The following is a 17,063-nucleotide window of genomic DNA, read 5'->3' as shown; positions in this document are numbered from 1 at the left end:
GGCCGGGAGGCCGCCCTACGGTTTCAGGGTCAGCGTGTCCTTCGTCGCCGCGGACACCGCGTTCGTGCCGAAGGACCAGTCGAGCAGTTCACCGTTGACCCACTTGTCGGTCTGATCGGTGTAGTGCGCGCTGAACGCGTGCCCGGAGGCGCCGGTGAGGTTGATCCAGCGGGACTTGTCCCAGTCCCCCACGTTGACGACCATCCGCATCGACGGGACCCAGACGACCTCGTAGCCTCCGGCCGCGTTCCAGCCGGTCGCGTTCACCGCGGCCTCGCCGCCGCCGAGGTCCCACGGCCCCCGGTTGAGCACCCGCTGGAGCAGTCCGGGCCCCTCCGTGCCGAGGGTCTGGTTCTTCAGGGTCAGCTGGTGCAGCCGGCCCCAGTTCCACGTGGTGATGTCCTTGCCGAGCTTGGCCGTCAGCTCCCAGCGGGCGTCCTCCATGGCGCGGGCGAAGAGCTCCTCGCGGTTCTCGGTCGCCTTGTCCTTGCGGTTCGCCGGCGCCTTCCACCACTCGCTGTCCGGCTTGTCCATGAGGTTCGCGACCACCTGGTACCAGCGGTCACCGCCGTCCGGCTGCGCCGAGTCCGCGTCGCGTTGGCCGCATTCGCGCACCAGCCGGTCCTGCTCGTCGAGCGGACCCGAGCTCTTGGCCGGGGGCACGTTCAGGCACTCGCCCTCGACGCGCATCTCCTTGGGCAGCTTGTCGCCGAAGGCCAGCTTGAGGATGTTGCGCCAGACCGCGTTGAAGTACGCGGCGGCCGCCGAGTCGGCCTCCTGGGTGTAGTCCCAGCCCTCCAGCAGCTTCTGCGCCTCGCGGATGTCCTTGTCCGAGATGTTGATCTTCATCAGCTCGGGCACCAGCAGCGCGGCGATCTCGCTGGTGTTGTCCATCTGCATCTTCTGCATGTCTTCGGTCGAGATCTTCCCGCCGCCCTTGATCTTCGACTCGATGAGGTCGTTGATCCGCTGACTGCGGCTGCCGTAGCCCCAGTCCTTGGTGAGCATGTTCGGGTACGCGTCCTCGTCGATCACGGCCTGGTTGGCGGTGACGATGTAGCCGCGCTTCGGGTTGTACTCGTAGGGCAGGGCGTCGAAGGGGATCGGGTCCTTCTTCCAGCCGTACGAGGAGGACCAGCCGGGGCTGGGCAGCGTGCCGTCGCCGGACGTGCGGACCGGGATCTTCCCCGGCGCCTGGTAGCCGATGTTGCCCTTGGTGTCGGCGTAGATGAGGTTCTGCGAGGGGACCTCGAAGTGCTCGGCCGCCGCGCGGAACGTGGTGAAGTCCTTGGCCCGGTTGAGCTCGAAGACGGCGTCCATGGAGTGACCCGGCTCCAGCGCCGTCCACTTGAGGGCCACCCCGTAGCCGTCCGCCCGGTCGGGGGCGGCATTGCTGACGGGAGCCTTCTGGCCGACCTTCTCCAGCTCGCCGCTGCGGTCGGAGACCAGCGGGCCGTTGTTGGTCTCGCGCACGGTGATGTGCCGGCTCCTGCCGCCCGCGACCTTGATGGTCTCCTCGCGGACGGTGAAGGGCCTCACCTTGCCGTCGTACAGGTAGCCGTCGCCCGAGACCTTCTCCAGGAAGAGGTCCGTGACGTCGGCGCCGAGGTTGGTGAAGCCCCAGGCGATGTCCCGGTTGTGACCGATGATCACACCGGGCATGCCGGAGAACGTGTAACCGGCGGTGTCGTATGTGCAGATCGCCGAGACGGCGCGGCAGTGCAGGCCCATCTGGTACCAGAGAGAGGGCAGCTGCGGCGCCAGGTGCGGGTCGTTGGCGAGCAGCGGCTTGCCGGTGGTCGTGTAGTTGCCCGAGACCACCCAGGAGTTCGACCCGATGCCGGTGCCGTTGGGGCCCAGCAGTGCGGGGATCTCGTCGAGGGTGTCGGACAGCGCGCCGAGCTGGGAGGTGAGGCCCGCGGTGGCGTCCTGGGCGGTCGCCGTACCGACGCCCTCGGACGGCGTCGCCTGCGCCTCGAACTTCCCGGTGGCCGGGGAGATCGCGCCCCCACTGACGATCGGCTTGTGCTTGTCGTACGGGTAGGGCGGGTACAGGTCCTGGATCTGCTTCGCGTCGAGCCGGCTGGTCATCAGCGAACGGTCGATCTCGTCCTGCATGTTGCCGCGCAGATCCCAGGCCATGGCCTTCAGCCAGGCGACCGAGTCGACCGGGGTCCACTCGGTGGGCTTGTAGTCGTTGGTGAAGCCGAGGGCCGCGTACTCGACGGAGATGTCCTTGCCGTCGCGGTCCTTGAGGTAGGCGTTCACCCCGTCCGCATACGCCTGGAGGTTCTTCTTGGTCTCGTCCGACAGGACGTTGTCGTACTCCTCCTGGGCGACCTTGCGCCAGCCCAGCGTGCGCAGGAAGGCATCCGTCTCGACCTGACCGGAGCCGAACATCTCGGAGAGCCGGCCGGCCGTCATGTGGCGGCGGACGTCCATCTCCCAGAAGCGGTCCTGCGCCTGGACGAAGCCCTGGGCGCGGAACAGGTCCGCGTCGGAGTCCGCGTAGATCTGCGGGATTCCGTAGCTGTCGCGCTTCACCTCGACGGTGCCGTCGAGTCCGGCGAGCGTGGCCGTCCCGTTGGTCTGCGGGTACGAGGCGCGCACGGTGGATACGGACCAGTACGTTCCGTAACCGATACCCGCGACCAGCGCCAGCACCAGAACGATCACGATCAGGCGAGCGCGTCGCCCCTTCTTCTTGCGCGGCCCGCCGCCGGCGGTACCGGTGGAGCCGGAAGGGGCGGTTGTGTTGGCGGGCATCGCTGTCCTTCGAGGGGCAGGGTGGTCCTGGGAGTGCAGGAGCAACCATAGGCGCAGCGCCGAGGGCGGTCCGACGCGGTATGGGGATGGTTCGAATTGCGTAGCGATCGTACGAATGCTCGAAGGCATCAAGAAAACGTTAAAGATTAGGTAAGGTAACGAAGTAACCGGCCGCCGGAAGTCGATCCGGCAGGCGTACGCAGGGAAGGACCGGCCACTGACTGTCCACGCGCTCAACGAACTCCTGCTCGTCTGCTCGCTCGTCCTGCTCGTCGCCGTGGCGGCGGTGCGCATCTCGTCCCGCAGCGGGCTCCCCAGCCTGCTCCTGTACCTCGGCATCGGGATCGCCATGGGCCAGGACGGGTTCTTCGACGTCAAGTTCGACAATGCGGAACTGACGCAGGTGATCGGCTACGCCGCCCTGGTCGTGATCCTCGCCGAGGGCGGCCTCGGCACGAAGTGGAAAGAGATCAAACCCGCGCTGCCCGCGGCCGTCGTCCTCTCCCTCGTCGGCGTGGGCGTGAGCGTGGGCGTGACCGCTGCCGGAGCGCACTACCTGGTGGGTCTGGAATGGCGGCAGGCGCTGATCATCGGTGCGGTCGTCTCCTCGACGGACGCCGCCGCGGTCTTCTCCGTCCTGCGCAAGGTGCCGCTGCCCGCCCGGATCACCGGCGTGCTGGAGGCCGAGTCAGGTTTCAACGACGCCCCTGTGGTGATCCTGGTGGTGGCCTTCTCGACCGTCGGACCGGTCGACAGCTGGTACGTGCTGATCGGCGAGATAGCACTGGAGCTGGCGATCGGCGCCGCGCTCGGCATCGCCGTCGGCTGGCTCGGCTCGTACGGACTGAGGCATGTGGCCCTGCCCGCCTCGGGCCTCTACCCCATCGCCGTGATGGCGATCGCGGTGTCCGCGTACGCCGCGGGCGCGATGCTCCACGGAAGCGGATTCCTCGCCGTCTACCTCGCTGCGATGATCCTCGGCAACGCCAAGCTGCCGCACTGGCCCGCGACCCGCGGCTTCGCCGACGGCCTCGGCTGGCTGGCCCAGATCGGCATGTTCGTCCTGCTCGGCCTGCTGGTCACCCCGCACGACCTGCTCGACGACTTCTGGCCCGCCGTCGTCGTGGGACTGGTGCTGACCGTCGTGGCCCGGCCGCTGGAGGTCTTCATCTCCCTCGCACCCTTCCGGCTGCCCTGGCAGGAGAAGGCCCTCATGTCGTGGGCCGGGCTGCGCGGCGCGGTGCCCATCATCCTGGCGACGATTCCCATGGTGTCCGGAATCGAGGGCTCCACACGGGTCTTCAACATCGTCTTCGTACTCGTCGTCGTCTACACCCTCATCCAGGGGCCGACCCTGCCCTGGCTCGCGAAGGCCCTCAAGATCGCCGACGATCCCTCCGACGCTGCGGACCTGGGCATCGAGTCGGCGCCCCTGGAGCGGCTGCGCGGACATCTGCTCTCGGTGGCCATCCCCGCGGAGTCGAAGATGCACGGGGTCGAGGTCGGCGAACTGCGCCTGCCCGCGGGCGCCGCGGTGACGCTCGTCGTCCGGGAGAACAAGAGCTTCGTGCCGGCCCCCGCGACCGTGCTGCGCCGAGGCGACGAACTGCTGGTCGTGACGACCGACCCCGTGCGCGACGCGACCGAGGCCCGGCTGCGCGCGATCGGCGAGGGCGGCAAGCTGGCCGGCTGGCTGGGCAGCGGAGGGAACGCCGCCGCCGATGCCTTGGCCGGACCCCACATGTCCAACGCCCTCAAAGCAGTGAAGAAGCTGGGCAGGACGGACGACGTCAAGAAGCAGGAGGACCGGGACCGGGCGGCCCGGGATGCCAAGGCGCACCACTGAGGATGCCTGCCTGCCCCCACGTTCACAGGTGGCAGGCGTTGCGCTGCACACAATCACAGGTGTGCCGGCATCTGTGCCTGTAGCATGAAGGAAACCCAGATCGACCTATTTGATCCACCAACTCTGCCTGAAGCAGAGCTGGCGCGACCGTATGGCGGTCGTGGCGTCCTCCGCCTCTGCTGCGAGCGCCCGGCATCTACCGCAGTTCCGCGCGAAGAGGACAGCTCTCGGCAGCTTCTGACCGGGCCCGCACGCACGTGCCGGCCCGGACCGCAGGAGCACGGCCACCAGGCGGCAGAAAGGCATGGACCGTGGCGTCCACGGTCTCCGACCGCCCCGGATACGGGCAGTTGCTGCGCACCCCGGGTGCGTGGACCTTCCTCCTGCCGGGCTTCGCCGCACGGCAGCCCTTCGCGATGCTGACCATCGGCATCGTCCTGCTCGTCCAGCACACCACCGGCTCGTACGGCAGTGCCGGTGCCGTCGCCGCCGTGACCGGGGTCTCCATGGCCCTGTTCGCCCCGCAGACAGGCAAGCTCGCCGACCGCTTCGGCCAGCGCGCGGTACTGCTGCCGGGCGTCCTCGTGCACACGGCAGCCGTCTCGGGTCTGACCGCGCTCGCACTGGCCGGCGCCCCGATGTGGGCGCTGTTCGCCGCGGCCGTACCGACGGGCGCCTCCGTCCCGCAGATCGGCCCGATGGTGCGGGCCCGATGGGCGGCCGTGCTCGGGGCGGCGCCGGGCCGGGAGGCCTCGCCGCTCATGTCGACGGCGGCGGCCTTCGAATCGGTGACGGACGAGTTCACCTTCGTCATCGGACCGGTCCTCGCCACCGCGCTCTGCACCGGGGTGCACCCGGCGGCGGGGCTGATCGCCGAAGCCGCCCTGACCCTGTTCGGCGGCCTGTTCTTCGCCGCGCAGCGCGCCACCCAGCCCGCGGTACGCGGCAACCGGCCCGCAGGGGCGCAGCGGCATGTCTCCGCACTGTCCGTCCCCGGCGTACGCGTGCTCGCGGTGGCCTTTCTCGGGATCGGCGCGGTCTTCGGCGGGATGCAGGTGTCGCTGACCGCCTTCGCCGAGGAGATCGGCAGCCCGGGTGCGAACGGTCTGCTGTACGGGATCTTCGCGGCCGGCAACATGCTGGCCGGCATCGCCTGCGGCGCCATCGCATGGAAGACCGGGCCGCGGCGTCGGCTGATCGCCGGATACACGGCCCTGACCCTCACCGCGTCGGGCCTGTGGGCGGTGCACTCCGTACCGCTGCTGGCCGGGCTCGGGCTGCTGGTCGGCCTCTCCATCGCACCCGCACTGATCAGCGGCTACACCCTGATCGAGGCGCTGGTGCCGGGCTCCGCGCGAACCGAGGCGTTCACCTGGCTGACGGGCGCCGTCGCGCTCGGGCAGGCGGCCGCGGTGACGGTGGCCGGTCGGCTCGCGGACGCCCACGGCGCGAGCACCGGATTCCTGGTGCCGCTGGTGGGCACCGTGCTGGCCCTGGCGACCCTGGTGGCGCTGCGTTCCCGGCTCCTCCCGAGGAGCTCGGGGCGGACCGTGGCACGTGGGATCGGTCACCGCGGGCCGGTCACGGTGGACTGATCCAGCGGAATAAGTCACTATGGAGCGTCGTTAGCACTCATCGAGTCAGAGTGCCAGGAGGAACAAGTGCCGACCTACCAGTACCAGTGCACCGAGTGTGGCGAGGGCCTCGAAGCGGTGCAGAAGTTCACCGATGACGCGCTCACGGTGTGCCCGAGCTGCAATGGACGCCTGAAGAAGGTGTTCTCGGCGGTCGGCATCGTGTTCAAGGGTTCCGGTTTCTACCGGAACGACAGCCGTGGTTCCTCGTCGAGCAGCACGCCGGCCCCGGCCGCCGCGAAGGCGTCCGGATCCTCGTCCTCGACGGGATCGGATGCGAAGTCGTCCTCTTCGTCGACGTCCTCCTCCGGATCGTCCAGCGCTTCCACGGCGTCTTCCTCGTCGTCCACTTCTTCTTCGTCGTCCTCGTCGAGCGGCTCGTCGGCCGCCTGAGGCGCCCGCCCGACCGCTCCACCTGGCTTCACCGGGACCCCGCCGATCCACTCGGCGGGGTCCTCGGCGTTGCCCGCCCGCCCGCACCGGGCGGAGGGCGAACGCCTACTGTGACCGCATGGTGAACGCAGAGATCGGTGTGATCGGCGGTTCGGGGCTGTACTCCTTCCTGGAGGACGTCACCGAGGTACGCGTGGAGACCCCTTACGGAGCGCCGAGCGACTCCGTCTTCCTCGGTGAGATCGGCGGCCGCCGGGTCGCCTTCCTTCCCCGTCACGGACGCGGCCACCATGTGCCGCCGCATCGCATCAACTACCGCGCCAATCTGTGGGCGCTGCGCTCGGTCGGCGTACGCCAGGTGCTCGGCCCGTGCGCGGTGGGCGGGCTGCGGCCGGAGTACGGGCCGGGGACGCTGCTCGTGCCGGACCAGTTGGTCGACCGTACGAAGACCCGGGTCCAGACGTTCTACGACGGGGAGACCCGGGCGGACGGGGCGACACCGAACGTGGTGCATCTGGGGTTCGCCGACCCGTACTGCCCCGAGGGACGCAAGGCCGCCCTCGCGGCGGCCCGTGGAAGGGCCTGGGAAGCGGTCGACGGGGGGACGCTCGTGGTCGTCGAGGGGCCGCGGTTCTCGACCCGGGCGGAGTCGCGCTGGCATGCGGCGATGGGCTGGTCGGTGGTAGGGATGACCGGGCACCCCGAGGCCGTGCTCGCCCGTGAGCTGGGGCTCTGCTACACGACGATGACGCTGGTGACGGACCTGGACGCGGGCGCGGAGGCCGGCGAGGGCGTTTCCCACGAGGAGGTGCTCAAGGTGTTCGCGGCCAATGTCGACCGGCTGCGGACGGTCCTCTTCGACGCGGTGGCCGCTCTGCCCGCGGAGGCGGACCGGGACTGTCTGTGCGCGCACGCGCTGGACGGGATCGACACGGGGATCGAACTGCCGTAAGCAGTTCGACCGCCGGTGTCCCTCCGGCGAGTGAGGGAGTTCTCCACATTCTGTGGGCCGTCCACAGGTCACAGCGGGCATCTCGCGGCTGGTGGATCGTGGGTGCTGTCCGGCCGCCTCCACCGGCCGGACTCACGATGCGATTCGTGCATGCTGCCCGGCAGTCCTGTCGGCCGGACTCACGATGCGATTCGTGGGTGCTGCCCGGCCGTTACCTACGGCCGGGCTCACGATCAGATGCGTCCGGTCCCTGAACTCCCTCACCGCAGGCGGTGTTTGGCATGCCCCCGTACGGTCCTCCCTCCAAGTCCTCGCAGTCCTCAGCCCCTTCCTCCTCGGCGTCATTGCCCCTGCCCTCCCCCGCGCCGCCACCGCCGTCCTGCGGGGTGCCGCAGTTCCCCCCGCTGCGGGTGCGCGGGGGCGGTGGACACCGGCTGCGGCGGGCGGCGTGGCGGCAGCGGCGCGCGCTGGCCGCGGGGCTGACGCTGACGGCTGCCGCGCTGGCCGCTTCGGGGCTCGGGGGGAGCGGGGGCGAGGGCGGGGCGTCCGTCGGCGGGCACGGGGCGGCGGGTGCGGCCCAGCGTCGCGCGTCGCCGCCCGTCCGCTTGGTGTCCGCGCCCGTCCGGATCGCCGACGCGGCGACCGTACGGCTGCTGCGACCGGGAGACCGGGTCGACGTGATCGCTTCGGAGGGCGCAGGGGCGGACTCCCGGGTGCTGGCGAAGGGGGCGCGAGTGACCCAGGTGCCTTCGGAGTCCACCGAGGGCTCGGCGGCGGACGGGGCACTGATCGTGCTCGCCGTGCCGCGGACAACGGCCGCGACATTGGCCGGGGCGGGCATCTCCGCCGGGTTTGCGGTGATCCTGTGTTGATTCGCACTGACGAGCTATCACGTCACCGGACGTCATGCGCGGATGAGGGGGATGCGCCCTGTACTGCCGTAGGTTGCGGAACAGTTCCCTCCCCTTACGGCACACATGAAGGACGGCTCAAGAGACGTGAGCGAGAAGAAGAAGGTCAGCCTGCTGGAGGGCTTCAAGGCCTTCCTGATGCGCGGCAACGTGATCGACCTGGCGGTGGCCGTCGTCATCGGAGCCGCGTTCACGAACATCGTGAACGCGATCGTCAGGGGCGTCATCAACCCGCTCGTCGGCGCGTTCGGTACCAAGGACCTGGAGAGCTACAGCTCGTGTCTCAAGGGCCCGTGCCGGATCGACCCGAAGACGGGCGAGGCGACCGATGGCATCCGGATCCTGTGGGGCTCGGTGCTCAGTGCCACCCTCAGCTTCCTGATCACCGCCGCCGTCGTCTACTTCCTGATGGTGCTGCCCATGGCGAAGTACCTCGCCAGGCGGGCCGCCATGCAGGCGGCGAAGGAAGGCGTGCAGGAGACGTTGGAGGTGAGCGAGCTGGAGGTCCTGAAGGAGATCCGCGACGCACTGGTCGCGCAGCGCAGCGGCCCGGCGGGGGGATTTCGCGGCGAGGACCCGGGGCAGGACGGTCAGGGGTAGGAGAGCGCCTCAGATGTGGTGGGGCGGCTTCTCGTCGAGGAAGCGGGCCAAGTCGGCGGGGCCGCCGCCGGAGGGGGCCCGCTCACCCCATCCCCGGTCCGTATCGTCCGCGGACTGCTGGTCCAGCGGATCGTCGAAGACCAGTGCCGGCTTGGGCTTCGGCCGGTCCGGCGAGCTCGGCTTCGCATCGCGCGGTCCAGGGGCGGGGGCGGTACTCATACCTCCCAGGGTACGACTGCCCCGCGGGCGCTGGGGCGCCCCGGCCTGCGCTCGCCTTCGAAGCGGGGGCGGGGCGCCGCTCAGCGGTCCTTGGGGTCGAGCCACCAGAGCACGAGCACCACGAGGAACGACAGGCAGAGGAACCCGGCTCCCCACCATGCGGTACCGGTGTTGCCCTCCATGTACTCGTCGATGATGACTGTGAGGCCCCAGAGCTGCCCGATGACGACGGTCATGGCCAGGGTCAGCCGTGCCGTCAGCTTGGAGGACCGCTCCGGTTCCTGGTCGCTGCCCGCTCCGGGACCCGGCCCGGTGTGGCGGACGCGGGGGTCGCCGTAGCCGCTGGTGGACCGGATCTGCGGGTAGCGCTCGTGGACGGGCCGGTTGAGTTCGGGCCGCGCGCTGCCCGGGTGGTATTCCGGGTAGTGCGGGCCGGTGGGCTGCTGGGCGTCGCTCATGTCCGCCTGCCGGTGGTCTCGGGCTCGGTGGCCCCGGCACGGGAGGTACCGGCGGCCTCGGGGGCTTCGGCACCGCTGCCGACACCGGGACAGCCGATCCGGGAGGCGAGGTCCGGGCGTTCGTCGCCGAGCTGGCGGCACAGCCCCTTCTCGATGCTCTCCCCGGAGCGGGTGGTGCCGACGGCCCAGATGCTGCCGTCCTTCTGCTCGGTGAGGATCACCTTGGGGAGTCCGCGGGGAGGCGGACCGGCGGTGACCTCACCGGTGCGGGCGTCGAAGACTCCCTCGTGACAGGGGCAGTACAGCTCACCCTCGGTACCCCGGTCCTTCCGCCAGAGCACGGCGCAGGCCAGGTGGGTGCAGATCGCCGAGTAACCCACGAGGGTGCCGTCGTCGAGCCGGACGGCGACCGCCTTGTCCTCCTCCTCCGGGTAGCTGAAGGCGAGGGACTCCCCCGGCAGCAGCTGGGAGCTGATCCTCCTGGGCGCGGGCGCCTTGTCGTCCTCGGGGTCGCCGTGGCGCGGGAGCATGCCGCCCGCGACGCCGAGTCCGCCGACGGCAAGACCGCCGGAGACCGTGGCGACGATGCGGAGGTAGTCGCGGCGGGTGGTGAGGGAGTCCGCCGCGATCCGGTCGTGCAGGGCCTCCCGCGGGTCCCCGGAGGACGGCTCTCGCGGGTCCCCGGGTGATGGCTGTTCGGTGACGGTCACCGGCGGACGTCCTTCCCGTTGATCTCCACGACGGGCAGGCCGCCCGGCACCGGCCACTGGACCCGGTCGGCGGGGACGACCATGGCGACACCGGTGCGGACCTCGGTCTCGCCGAAGACGAAGGTGTCGGCCACCTGGACGCCGGGGCGTTCGGCCTGGAGTTCCTCGACGGTCCCGTAGAAGAGCGCTCCGGTCGGACAGACGGTGGCGCACATGGGGGCGAGACCGTAGGCGGTGCGGTCGTAGCAGAGGTTGCACTTCATCTGCAGCTTCGCCTGGAGGTCGATCTTCGGCACGCCGAAGGGGCAGGCGTTGACGCAGTTGGCACAGCCGATGCAGCGGGTGGTGTCCGCCTGCTGCACCACCCCGTCCGCGGTCACCAGGATCGCGTCGGCGGGACAGACCTCGGCACAGGGGGCGACGGGGTCCTCGCAGTGCATGCAGACCGTGGGGAGGGAGGCGACGGACTGGCCCTCGTCGGTGTAGTCGAGGTGGATCATCGACTTGCCGCGGTGCGAATCGCATTCGCGGCAGGCGGAGACACAGGCCTGGCAGCCGATGCAGCGCCCCGGGTCGATGAAGATCGTTCTGCCCATCATGGGGACATCAGCTCCTTTCCGAGGTGCCACGGCCCTGCGGCGACGTGGGCGGCAGCGGGTCGGTACGGGAGACCTGGGTCTCCGGGTAGGCGACATGGCCCGGCGCGACCGGGGGTGCGGGAACCTCGTCGATCTTCTCGGCGTGCTCGATGCGGCAGGCGCACACCTTGTACTCGGGGATCTTGGAGCGGGGATCCAGGGCATCGATGGTCAGCGCGTTGGCGGCGGTGGGCACCGGCCAGTGGTAGGGGATGAAGACGGTGTCGGGGCGGATGGCCTCGGTGACCAGGGCGGGGAAGACCTCGCTGCCGCGCCGGGTGACGACGCGGACCGGTTCTCCGTTGCGGAAGCCGTGCGAGGGGTGGATCTCGGCCCAGGGGCGCGGGGTCTGCTCGACGAGGGCGCCCAGGCGGCGTGTCTGGTTGCCGGAGAGGAAGTGCGCGACGGTGCGACCGGTGGTGAGGGACATGGGGTGGTCGTCGTCGTACGGGTCCATCGGCACGTGCCATTCGACGACCTGCATATGGATCTTGCCGTCGGGGTGGTACGTCCTGCCGTCCTCGAAGAGCCGGGGGGTGCCGGGGTGGTCGGTGGAGGGGCAGGGCCAGGCGATTCCGCCGGTCTCCTCCAGCCGTTCGTAGGTGATGCCGTAGTAGTCGTTGACGGTGCCGGCGGAGGCGATCCGCAGCTCGTCGAAGACCTCGCGGGAGTCGGCGAAGGCGAATTTGTCGCCCGCGCCCAGGCGCCTGGCGAGTTCGCACATCACCCAGGTGTCGGTCCGCACGCCGGGGGGCGGGTCCTGGGCCTTGTTGTGCTTGACCACCCGGGCCTCGGCATTGGCCATCACACCGTTGTCCTCGGCCCAGGTGGTGACGGGGAAGACGACGTGCGCGTTGGCCGCGGTCTCGGAAAGGAAGAAGTCGAATTGGGCGTGGAACTCGGCGGCGTCGTACCCCTCCTTGACCACCTGATAGTTGGGCAGGGAGACGAACGGGTTGTTGCAGATGCCGATCAGCCCACGGATCTCCCGGCGCTGCATCTGCCAGACCATCTCCATCATCGAGGTCCCGGCGGGCGGGAGTTCGGACTCCTCGATGCCCCAGATCTCGCAGATCTGCCGTCGGTGCTCCTCGTTCATGATCGAGCGGCCACCGGGCAGGAGGTCGGCCTTCTGGCCGTGCTCGCGGCCACCCTGTCCGTTGCCCTGGCCGGTGATGGTGCCGTAGCCGGCACCGGGCTTGCCGATGTGTCCGGTGGCGGTGCAGAGGTTGATCACGGTGAGGCAGTTCTCGACGCCCTGCGAGTGGTGCTCGATGCCGCGGGCGTGCCAGGCCATGGCCTTGGGGGCGCGGGCGAAGGTCCGGGCGACCTGCACGATCTGTTCGGCGGGGATACCGCAGATCTCGGCGGCCCGGGCGGGCGGGTACTCCGCGACCTTGGCCTTCACCTCCTCCCAGCCGGTGGTGTGGGCGGCGATGTAGGCCTCGTCGGTGAGGCCTTCCTCGATGACCACGTGCAGCACGGAGTTGAAGAACGCCGAGTCGGTCCCGGGCTTGAGGGCGACATGGATGTCGGCGGTCCGGGCGATGGCCGTCTCGCGCGGGTCGACGACGATCAGGCTGGCGCCGCGGTCCCGGGCCCCCCACACGTACTGGGTCATCACGGGGAAGCACTCGCCGACGTTGGAGCCCGCGATCAGGAGGCAGTCGGTGAGCAGGATGTCGGAGAAGGGGTTGCCGGCCCGGTCGATGCCGAAGGCGAGCTTGTTGGCGCCCGCCGCGCTGACCATGCAGAGACGGCCGTTGTAGTCGACATGCCGGGTCTTCAGTGCGACCCGGGCGAACTTGCCGACCAGATAGGTCTTCTCGGAGAAGAGGCTCGCTCCGCCCAGGAGCCCGAAGGCGTCGTTGCCGTAGCTCTGCTGGATGCGCTTGATCTCGGCGACGGTGAAGTCGAGCGCCTCCTCCCAGGAGACCTCGCGGAACTCCTCGTCACGGGAGCGGCGCATGAGCGGGGCGGTGAGCCGGTCGGGGTGGTTGACCTGCTGGTACGCGTTGATGCCCTTGGGACACAGGCGCATCCGGTTGATGTCGTGGTTGCGGGGTTCGACGCCGAAGACCTTGCCGCCGCGGTCGACGCGCAGATACATCCCGCACTGCACCCCGCAGAAGCAGCAGTGGGTGGGCACGAGCGTCTCGCCGTTCTGGTCGGCGTGCCACTGGTCGGCGGGGATGCCACCGGCGTCCCGGAAGGCGCGGGTTCCGGGCGGAGCGAGGGAGGGGTCGAGGGGGACGGCCGCACGGGTGGCGGCTGCTCGCGGGTCCTCGGTCACTTGAAGCCCTTCTTCACCTGGGAGAGGTAGGCGCTGCCGCGCAGCACCCGCTTGCAGCGCGGGCAGTACTCGGCCCACTGGTCGAAGTCGAGGCTGAGGTCGCGCATGGTGCCGCGGAGGTTCTCGACGTACGGGGTGGTGTCGATGGGTTCCTCGCAGCGCCGGCAGTGGAAGACCTCCTGGTCCTGCCGCCCGGTGTACTTGAACAGCTGCATGCCGACTGCGGCGGGGCGCTGGACGATGTGGAAGAACTTCCCGAACGGGATGTAGATGAGCGTGAAGACCACCGCCACCATGTGCAGGATCGCCAGGAACTCGTATCCCCCGCCGTGCAGGAAGATCGACGAGAAGGTGAGGAGCAGTCCCGTCACGGAGATGACGATCAGCGCGATCAGCGGCACCAGGTCGTAGCCGAACCGCTGGCCGGTGATGGCGCCGCGGTCCTTCATCCGGCGCCAGAGGAAGTAGGAGGCGCCGGGGATGACCAGGACCGCGGCGATGTCCAGGCCGTGAAACATCAGCCAGCCGAGGATGTCCAGGGAGTCGAAGCCGATGATCTTGAAGCCCCAGATGCGCATCTCGTAGCCGGGTCCGGAGCCGCTGCCGGAGGTGAAGGTGAACCAGCCCCAGGTGAGCGGGAAGGTGATCAGCGAGGCGAGGATGCAGCCCCAGAAGATCAGCTGGTGGGCGGCCCAGCGGGCATGCGAACGGGCTCCGAGGAACTTCTGGAAGCCGAGGTAGGTGGCGATCATCTTCGGCAGGGCGGTGGGTGCCCTACGGAAGTTCTCGGCCGAGAAGAGGCTCCCCCACCCCTTCTTGAACAGCCGCCTGGCTCCCGGCGCGGAGACCCAGACCGTGTAGCGGTAGGCGACGCCGAAGGCGAGGAAGACCGTGGCCACGGCGTACGGCAGGAGCGCGGAGTCGAAGTTCTCCAGGAACCTGCTGCCGAGCACGATGGCCACGATGAGCACGAGGGCGACGATCACGCCGGCCGCCGTCGCGCGGGCGGTGACGGACCGGCGGGCGGTGGCGCCGGAGCGGTCGGACTCGCCGGAAGGCGGCAGAGCGACGGCCGTGCCGGCGGAACCGGTACTGGCACCGGGGGCGGGCTGCGCAGCGGCGGCAGAGGCTTCTGGGGGCTCGGTCACCCCGTCAGCGTAGGGCCGTATGGGGACATTAGTCCTGTTTTATGACTCTACGGGGTGAGCGCGTCGCGGCTCGGCGGTGCGATGGCCGGTCGAGGAGCAGGGCGTACGGCTCACCCGGCACGCAGCCCGTGCGGGGCGCACGTCCTGCGGGCGACGGTGACCGGTCCGAGGGTGGGCGACGGGGCGTCATACAGGGTGAACGGTTCGGCCGGCGCCTGCCGCTTCGTGTCCGGCGTGGGCTCCAGCGGCCGTCCCGCGATCCGCGGCAGGCGGCTCGCCTCCAGGGCCTGACGGCGAACTCCCGCCGTCGGCCGGGTACGTTCACCGTGGACGGCCCCGCAGTCGGCGACCCGCACCACGAGGAGCAACCGGATGACCGGCCAGGACCCCACAGCCCCCATGCCCGCGCCGCACCGGAGGGACGCGCTCACCGATGTCGCCGGGGTGCGCGTCGGACATGCGCGGGTCGAGGGCGAGGGCGCGCTCAGCGGCACCACCGTGATCCTCGCGCCCGAAGGCGGTGCGGTCGCGGCCGTCGACGTGCGCGGCGGCGGCCCGGGCACCCGCGAGACGGACGCACTCGATCCGCGCAACCTGGTGCAGCGCATCGACGCCGTGGTCCTCACGGGCGGCAGCGCGTACGGCCTCGACGCGGCGTCAGGGGTGATGGCCTGGCTGGAGGAGCAGGGGCGCGGTGTGCGGGTGGGCGCCGATCCGTCCCAGGTGGTTCCGGTCGTCCCCGCGGCCTGCGTCTTCGACCTGGGGCGGGGCGGCGACTGGCGGGCCCGGCCGGACGCGTCGACCGGCCGGGCGGCGGTGGAGGAGGCGGCGCGCACGGAGCCGGGCGCCGCAGTCGCCGAGGGCTGCGTGGGCGCGGGTACGGGTGCGGTCGCCGGGCAGCTGAAGGGCGGGGTGGGCACGGCGAGCGTCCTGCTGCCGTCCGGGATCACGGTGGCCGCGCTGGCCGTGGTGAACGCGGCGGGCTCCGTGCTCGATCCCCGCACCGGCGTGCTGTACGGGGAGTACGGCGGCGCCGAGCCGGCCGTCGCACCCGCACCGGAGACACACCGTGCGGCGCAAAGGCGCCTGGAACAGGCGCACGAGGCAAACACACGCCCCCCGCTCAACACCACGCTCGCCGTCGTCGCCACGGACGCCGAGCTCGGCCGCGCACAGGCGCAGAAGCTCGCGGGGACGGCGCACGACGGGCTGGCGCGCGCCATCCGGCCCGTCCATCTGATGAGCGACGGGGACACCGTTTTCGCCCTGTCCACCGGCGGACGGCCGCTGGATCCGGCGAACCCGCTCGCACTCAACGACCTGCTGGCAGCGGGTGCGGAGGCCGTGACCCGGGCCATCGTGAAAGCGGTGCGGGCCGCCACCGGCGTCAACGGCCGCGCCGGCGGTGGCACATACCCCGCCTACGGTGATCTCTATGGCACACCACCGCCCTCGACGCCGCCGCACGAGGACAAGGGGTACGGAGTCGACTCATCGTCGGCATAGGGAAGTTCGGGCACACAGGAGGGAACCTTCTGCGTGCACCGTACGTTTTTCCCAACCCCGGTCACGATGTCAGACCCAGGGACTACGTTGAGCACGCATCAAGTCACACGCGGCGACGGCCTGGAGACAGCACCTTGAGCGATCCGTACGAGACAACCGAGCAGCACCTCGAGCGAATCCTGCGGCGGGCTCTCAACTCGTTCGACCTGCCCGACAGCACGGTCGAGCGGCTCGACACCGCACTCGCCCACAGCAGCTCCCTGCACTCCTCGCACCACAGTTCCTCCCTGCACCGCGAGACGTACCGGCATACGTACCTGCTGGCCGACGGCACGCCGCTCACCCTGTGGGAGCTGGTGCACTGCGGCCCGCGCGAGGCGGGCCGGGGGCACGGCGAGGAGTCCGCCCTGCGGCAGCACGAGCTGTACGACGACGAGTCCGACGCCCACATCGCGGCAGCCCGGCTGACCGGCGGCTTCTGCGACGGCCCCGCCTTCGGGCACGACGGCCCGCAGACGGACCTGGAGATCATCGATGCCCTGATGGCGGCGCCCCCGGCCCCGCTGCCCCGGATGTACGCCCCGGACAACTCCGCGGACCACGCCCGCCGGGTGCTGCGCCGGGCGGAGAACCGGGACGTGCCGGGCGAGGAGACAGCCCACCGGCTGCGGGCGGCCTTCGCCCACCACATCACCCAGATCTTCGGCCGGCAGTGCCGGGTGGACGGTCGCGACGCGGGTTTCACGCTGTACGAGCACGCCTTCCTGCTTCTCGACGGCAGCGAGAGCAGTCTGTGGGAGGTCGAGCACACGGCGACGCCCGACGGCCGCCACATGTGCGAGGTGTACGGCGACGAGGAAGCGGCGCGCGGCGCGATGGAGAGCCGTACCCGCATCTGCTGACGTTCGGCCCGGCACCGTACGGGCACGACGGTGCCCGCACCCCGGCCGGGGTGCGGGCACCGTCGTTCTTCCGTCTTCCGCTTCCGC

General features: G+C 70.3%; 16 protein-coding genes. 8 read left to right on the top strand and 8 right to left on the bottom strand.

The window, feature by feature from the left end; genetic code table 11:
- Window positions 1-15 precede the first annotated feature (15 nt).
- Window positions 16-2,766 carry a penicillin acylase family protein gene (locus OG538_RS21620; protein WP_406096000.1) on the bottom strand — a complete coding sequence of 917 codons (2,751 nt, stop codon included), beginning with the start codon at window positions 2,764-2,766 and terminating at the stop codon, window positions 16-18.
- A gap of 277 nt (window positions 2,767-3,043) precedes the next feature.
- Here OG538_RS21620 and OG538_RS21615 point away from each other — a divergent pair, with 277 nt between their 5' ends.
- The 6 genes from OG538_RS21615 (at window position 3,044) to OG538_RS21590 (ending at window position 9,102) form a co-directional block, all read left to right on the top strand.
- Window positions 3,044-4,612: a potassium/proton antiporter gene (locus OG538_RS21615; protein WP_406095998.1), complete on the top strand. Its 1,569-nt coding sequence runs from the start codon at window positions 3,044-3,046 to the stop codon at window positions 4,610-4,612.
- A 311-nt stretch (window positions 4,613-4,923) separates the two neighbouring features.
- Window positions 4,924-6,207, top strand: coding sequence for an MFS transporter (locus OG538_RS21610; RefSeq protein WP_406095996.1), 1,284 nt, complete (start codon window positions 4,924-4,926; stop codon window positions 6,205-6,207).
- A gap of 66 nt (window positions 6,208-6,273) precedes the next feature.
- Window positions 6,274-6,639 carry an FmdB family zinc ribbon protein gene (locus OG538_RS21605; protein WP_406095994.1) on the top strand — a complete coding sequence of 122 codons (366 nt, stop codon included), beginning with the start codon at window positions 6,274-6,276 and terminating at the stop codon, window positions 6,637-6,639.
- Window positions 6,640-6,757: 118 nt separating this feature from the next.
- Window positions 6,758-7,591, top strand: coding sequence for an S-methyl-5'-thioadenosine phosphorylase (locus tag OG538_RS21600; protein ID WP_406095992.1), 834 nt, complete (start codon window positions 6,758-6,760; stop codon window positions 7,589-7,591).
- Between the two features lie 410 nt (window positions 7,592-8,001).
- Complete coding sequence (locus OG538_RS21595) at window positions 8,002-8,463, top strand: hypothetical protein (protein WP_406100249.1); 462 nt, start codon at window positions 8,002-8,004, stop codon at window positions 8,461-8,463.
- A gap of 105 nt (window positions 8,464-8,568) precedes the next feature.
- Window positions 8,569-9,102, top strand: coding sequence for an MscL family protein (locus OG538_RS21590; protein WP_406095990.1), 534 nt, complete (start codon window positions 8,569-8,571; stop codon window positions 9,100-9,102).
- Between the two features lie 9 nt (window positions 9,103-9,111).
- Here OG538_RS21590 and OG538_RS21585 read toward each other — a convergent pair whose 3' ends face one another.
- From OG538_RS21585 to OG538_RS21555, 7 genes are all read right to left on the bottom strand, one after another.
- Window positions 9,112-9,321, bottom strand: coding sequence for a hypothetical protein (locus OG538_RS21585; RefSeq protein WP_406095988.1), 210 nt, complete (start codon window positions 9,319-9,321; stop codon window positions 9,112-9,114).
- 80 nt (window positions 9,322-9,401) lie between these two features.
- A complete protein-coding gene (locus OG538_RS21580; RefSeq protein ID WP_406095986.1) occupies window positions 9,402-9,779 on the bottom strand; it encodes a hypothetical protein in 378 nt (125 codons plus the stop codon).
- Window positions 9,776-10,489 (bottom strand): Rieske (2Fe-2S) protein, encoded by a 714-nt coding sequence (locus tag OG538_RS21575; protein WP_406095984.1) that lies wholly within the window; start codon window positions 10,487-10,489, stop codon window positions 9,776-9,778. The genes OG538_RS21580 and OG538_RS21575 overlap by 4 nt, the downstream gene beginning before the upstream one ends.
- Window positions 10,486-11,088, bottom strand: a complete 603-nt coding sequence (locus OG538_RS21570) for a 4Fe-4S dicluster domain-containing protein (protein ID WP_136327991.1) — start codon at window positions 11,086-11,088, stop codon at window positions 10,486-10,488. The genes OG538_RS21575 and OG538_RS21570 overlap by 4 nt, the downstream gene beginning before the upstream one ends.
- Window positions 11,089-11,095: 7 nt before the next feature.
- The gene (locus OG538_RS21565) at window positions 11,096-13,420 is read right to left on the bottom strand and encodes a molybdopterin oxidoreductase family protein (RefSeq protein WP_406095982.1); all 2,325 of its coding nucleotides are present in this window, start codon (window positions 13,418-13,420) and stop codon (window positions 11,096-11,098) included.
- Complete coding sequence (locus tag OG538_RS21560) at window positions 13,417-14,568, bottom strand: MFS transporter (RefSeq protein WP_406095980.1); 1,152 nt, start codon at window positions 14,566-14,568, stop codon at window positions 13,417-13,419. The genes OG538_RS21565 and OG538_RS21560 overlap by 4 nt, the downstream gene beginning before the upstream one ends.
- Window positions 14,569-14,678: 110 nt before the next feature.
- The gene (locus OG538_RS21555; RefSeq protein ID WP_406095979.1) at window positions 14,679-14,969 is read right to left on the bottom strand and encodes a hypothetical protein; all 291 of its coding nucleotides are present in this window, start codon (window positions 14,967-14,969) and stop codon (window positions 14,679-14,681) included.
- On the opposite strand from OG538_RS21555, the gene OG538_RS21550 reads away from it, so the two are divergent.
- Together OG538_RS21550 and OG538_RS21545 are read left to right on the top strand one after the other, a co-directional pair.
- Window positions 14,941-16,074, top strand: coding sequence for a P1 family peptidase (locus tag OG538_RS21550; RefSeq protein ID WP_406095977.1), 1,134 nt, complete (start codon window positions 14,941-14,943; stop codon window positions 16,072-16,074). The genes OG538_RS21555 and OG538_RS21550 overlap by 29 nt on opposite strands.
- A 134-nt stretch (window positions 16,075-16,208) precedes the next feature.
- Entirely contained in the window at window positions 16,209-16,976 is a 768-nt protein-coding gene (locus tag OG538_RS21545; protein ID WP_406095975.1) for a DUF6227 family protein, read from the top strand.
- Window positions 16,977-17,063: the final 87 nt, after the last annotated feature.

The organism is Streptomyces sp. NBC_01013, assembly GCF_045162765.1.
GTDB lineage: Bacteria > Actinomycetota > Actinomycetes > Streptomycetales > Streptomycetaceae > Streptomyces.
The sequence above is the reverse complement of the archived record's forward strand: the minus strand, read 5'-3'. Positions and strand labels throughout refer to the sequence as shown.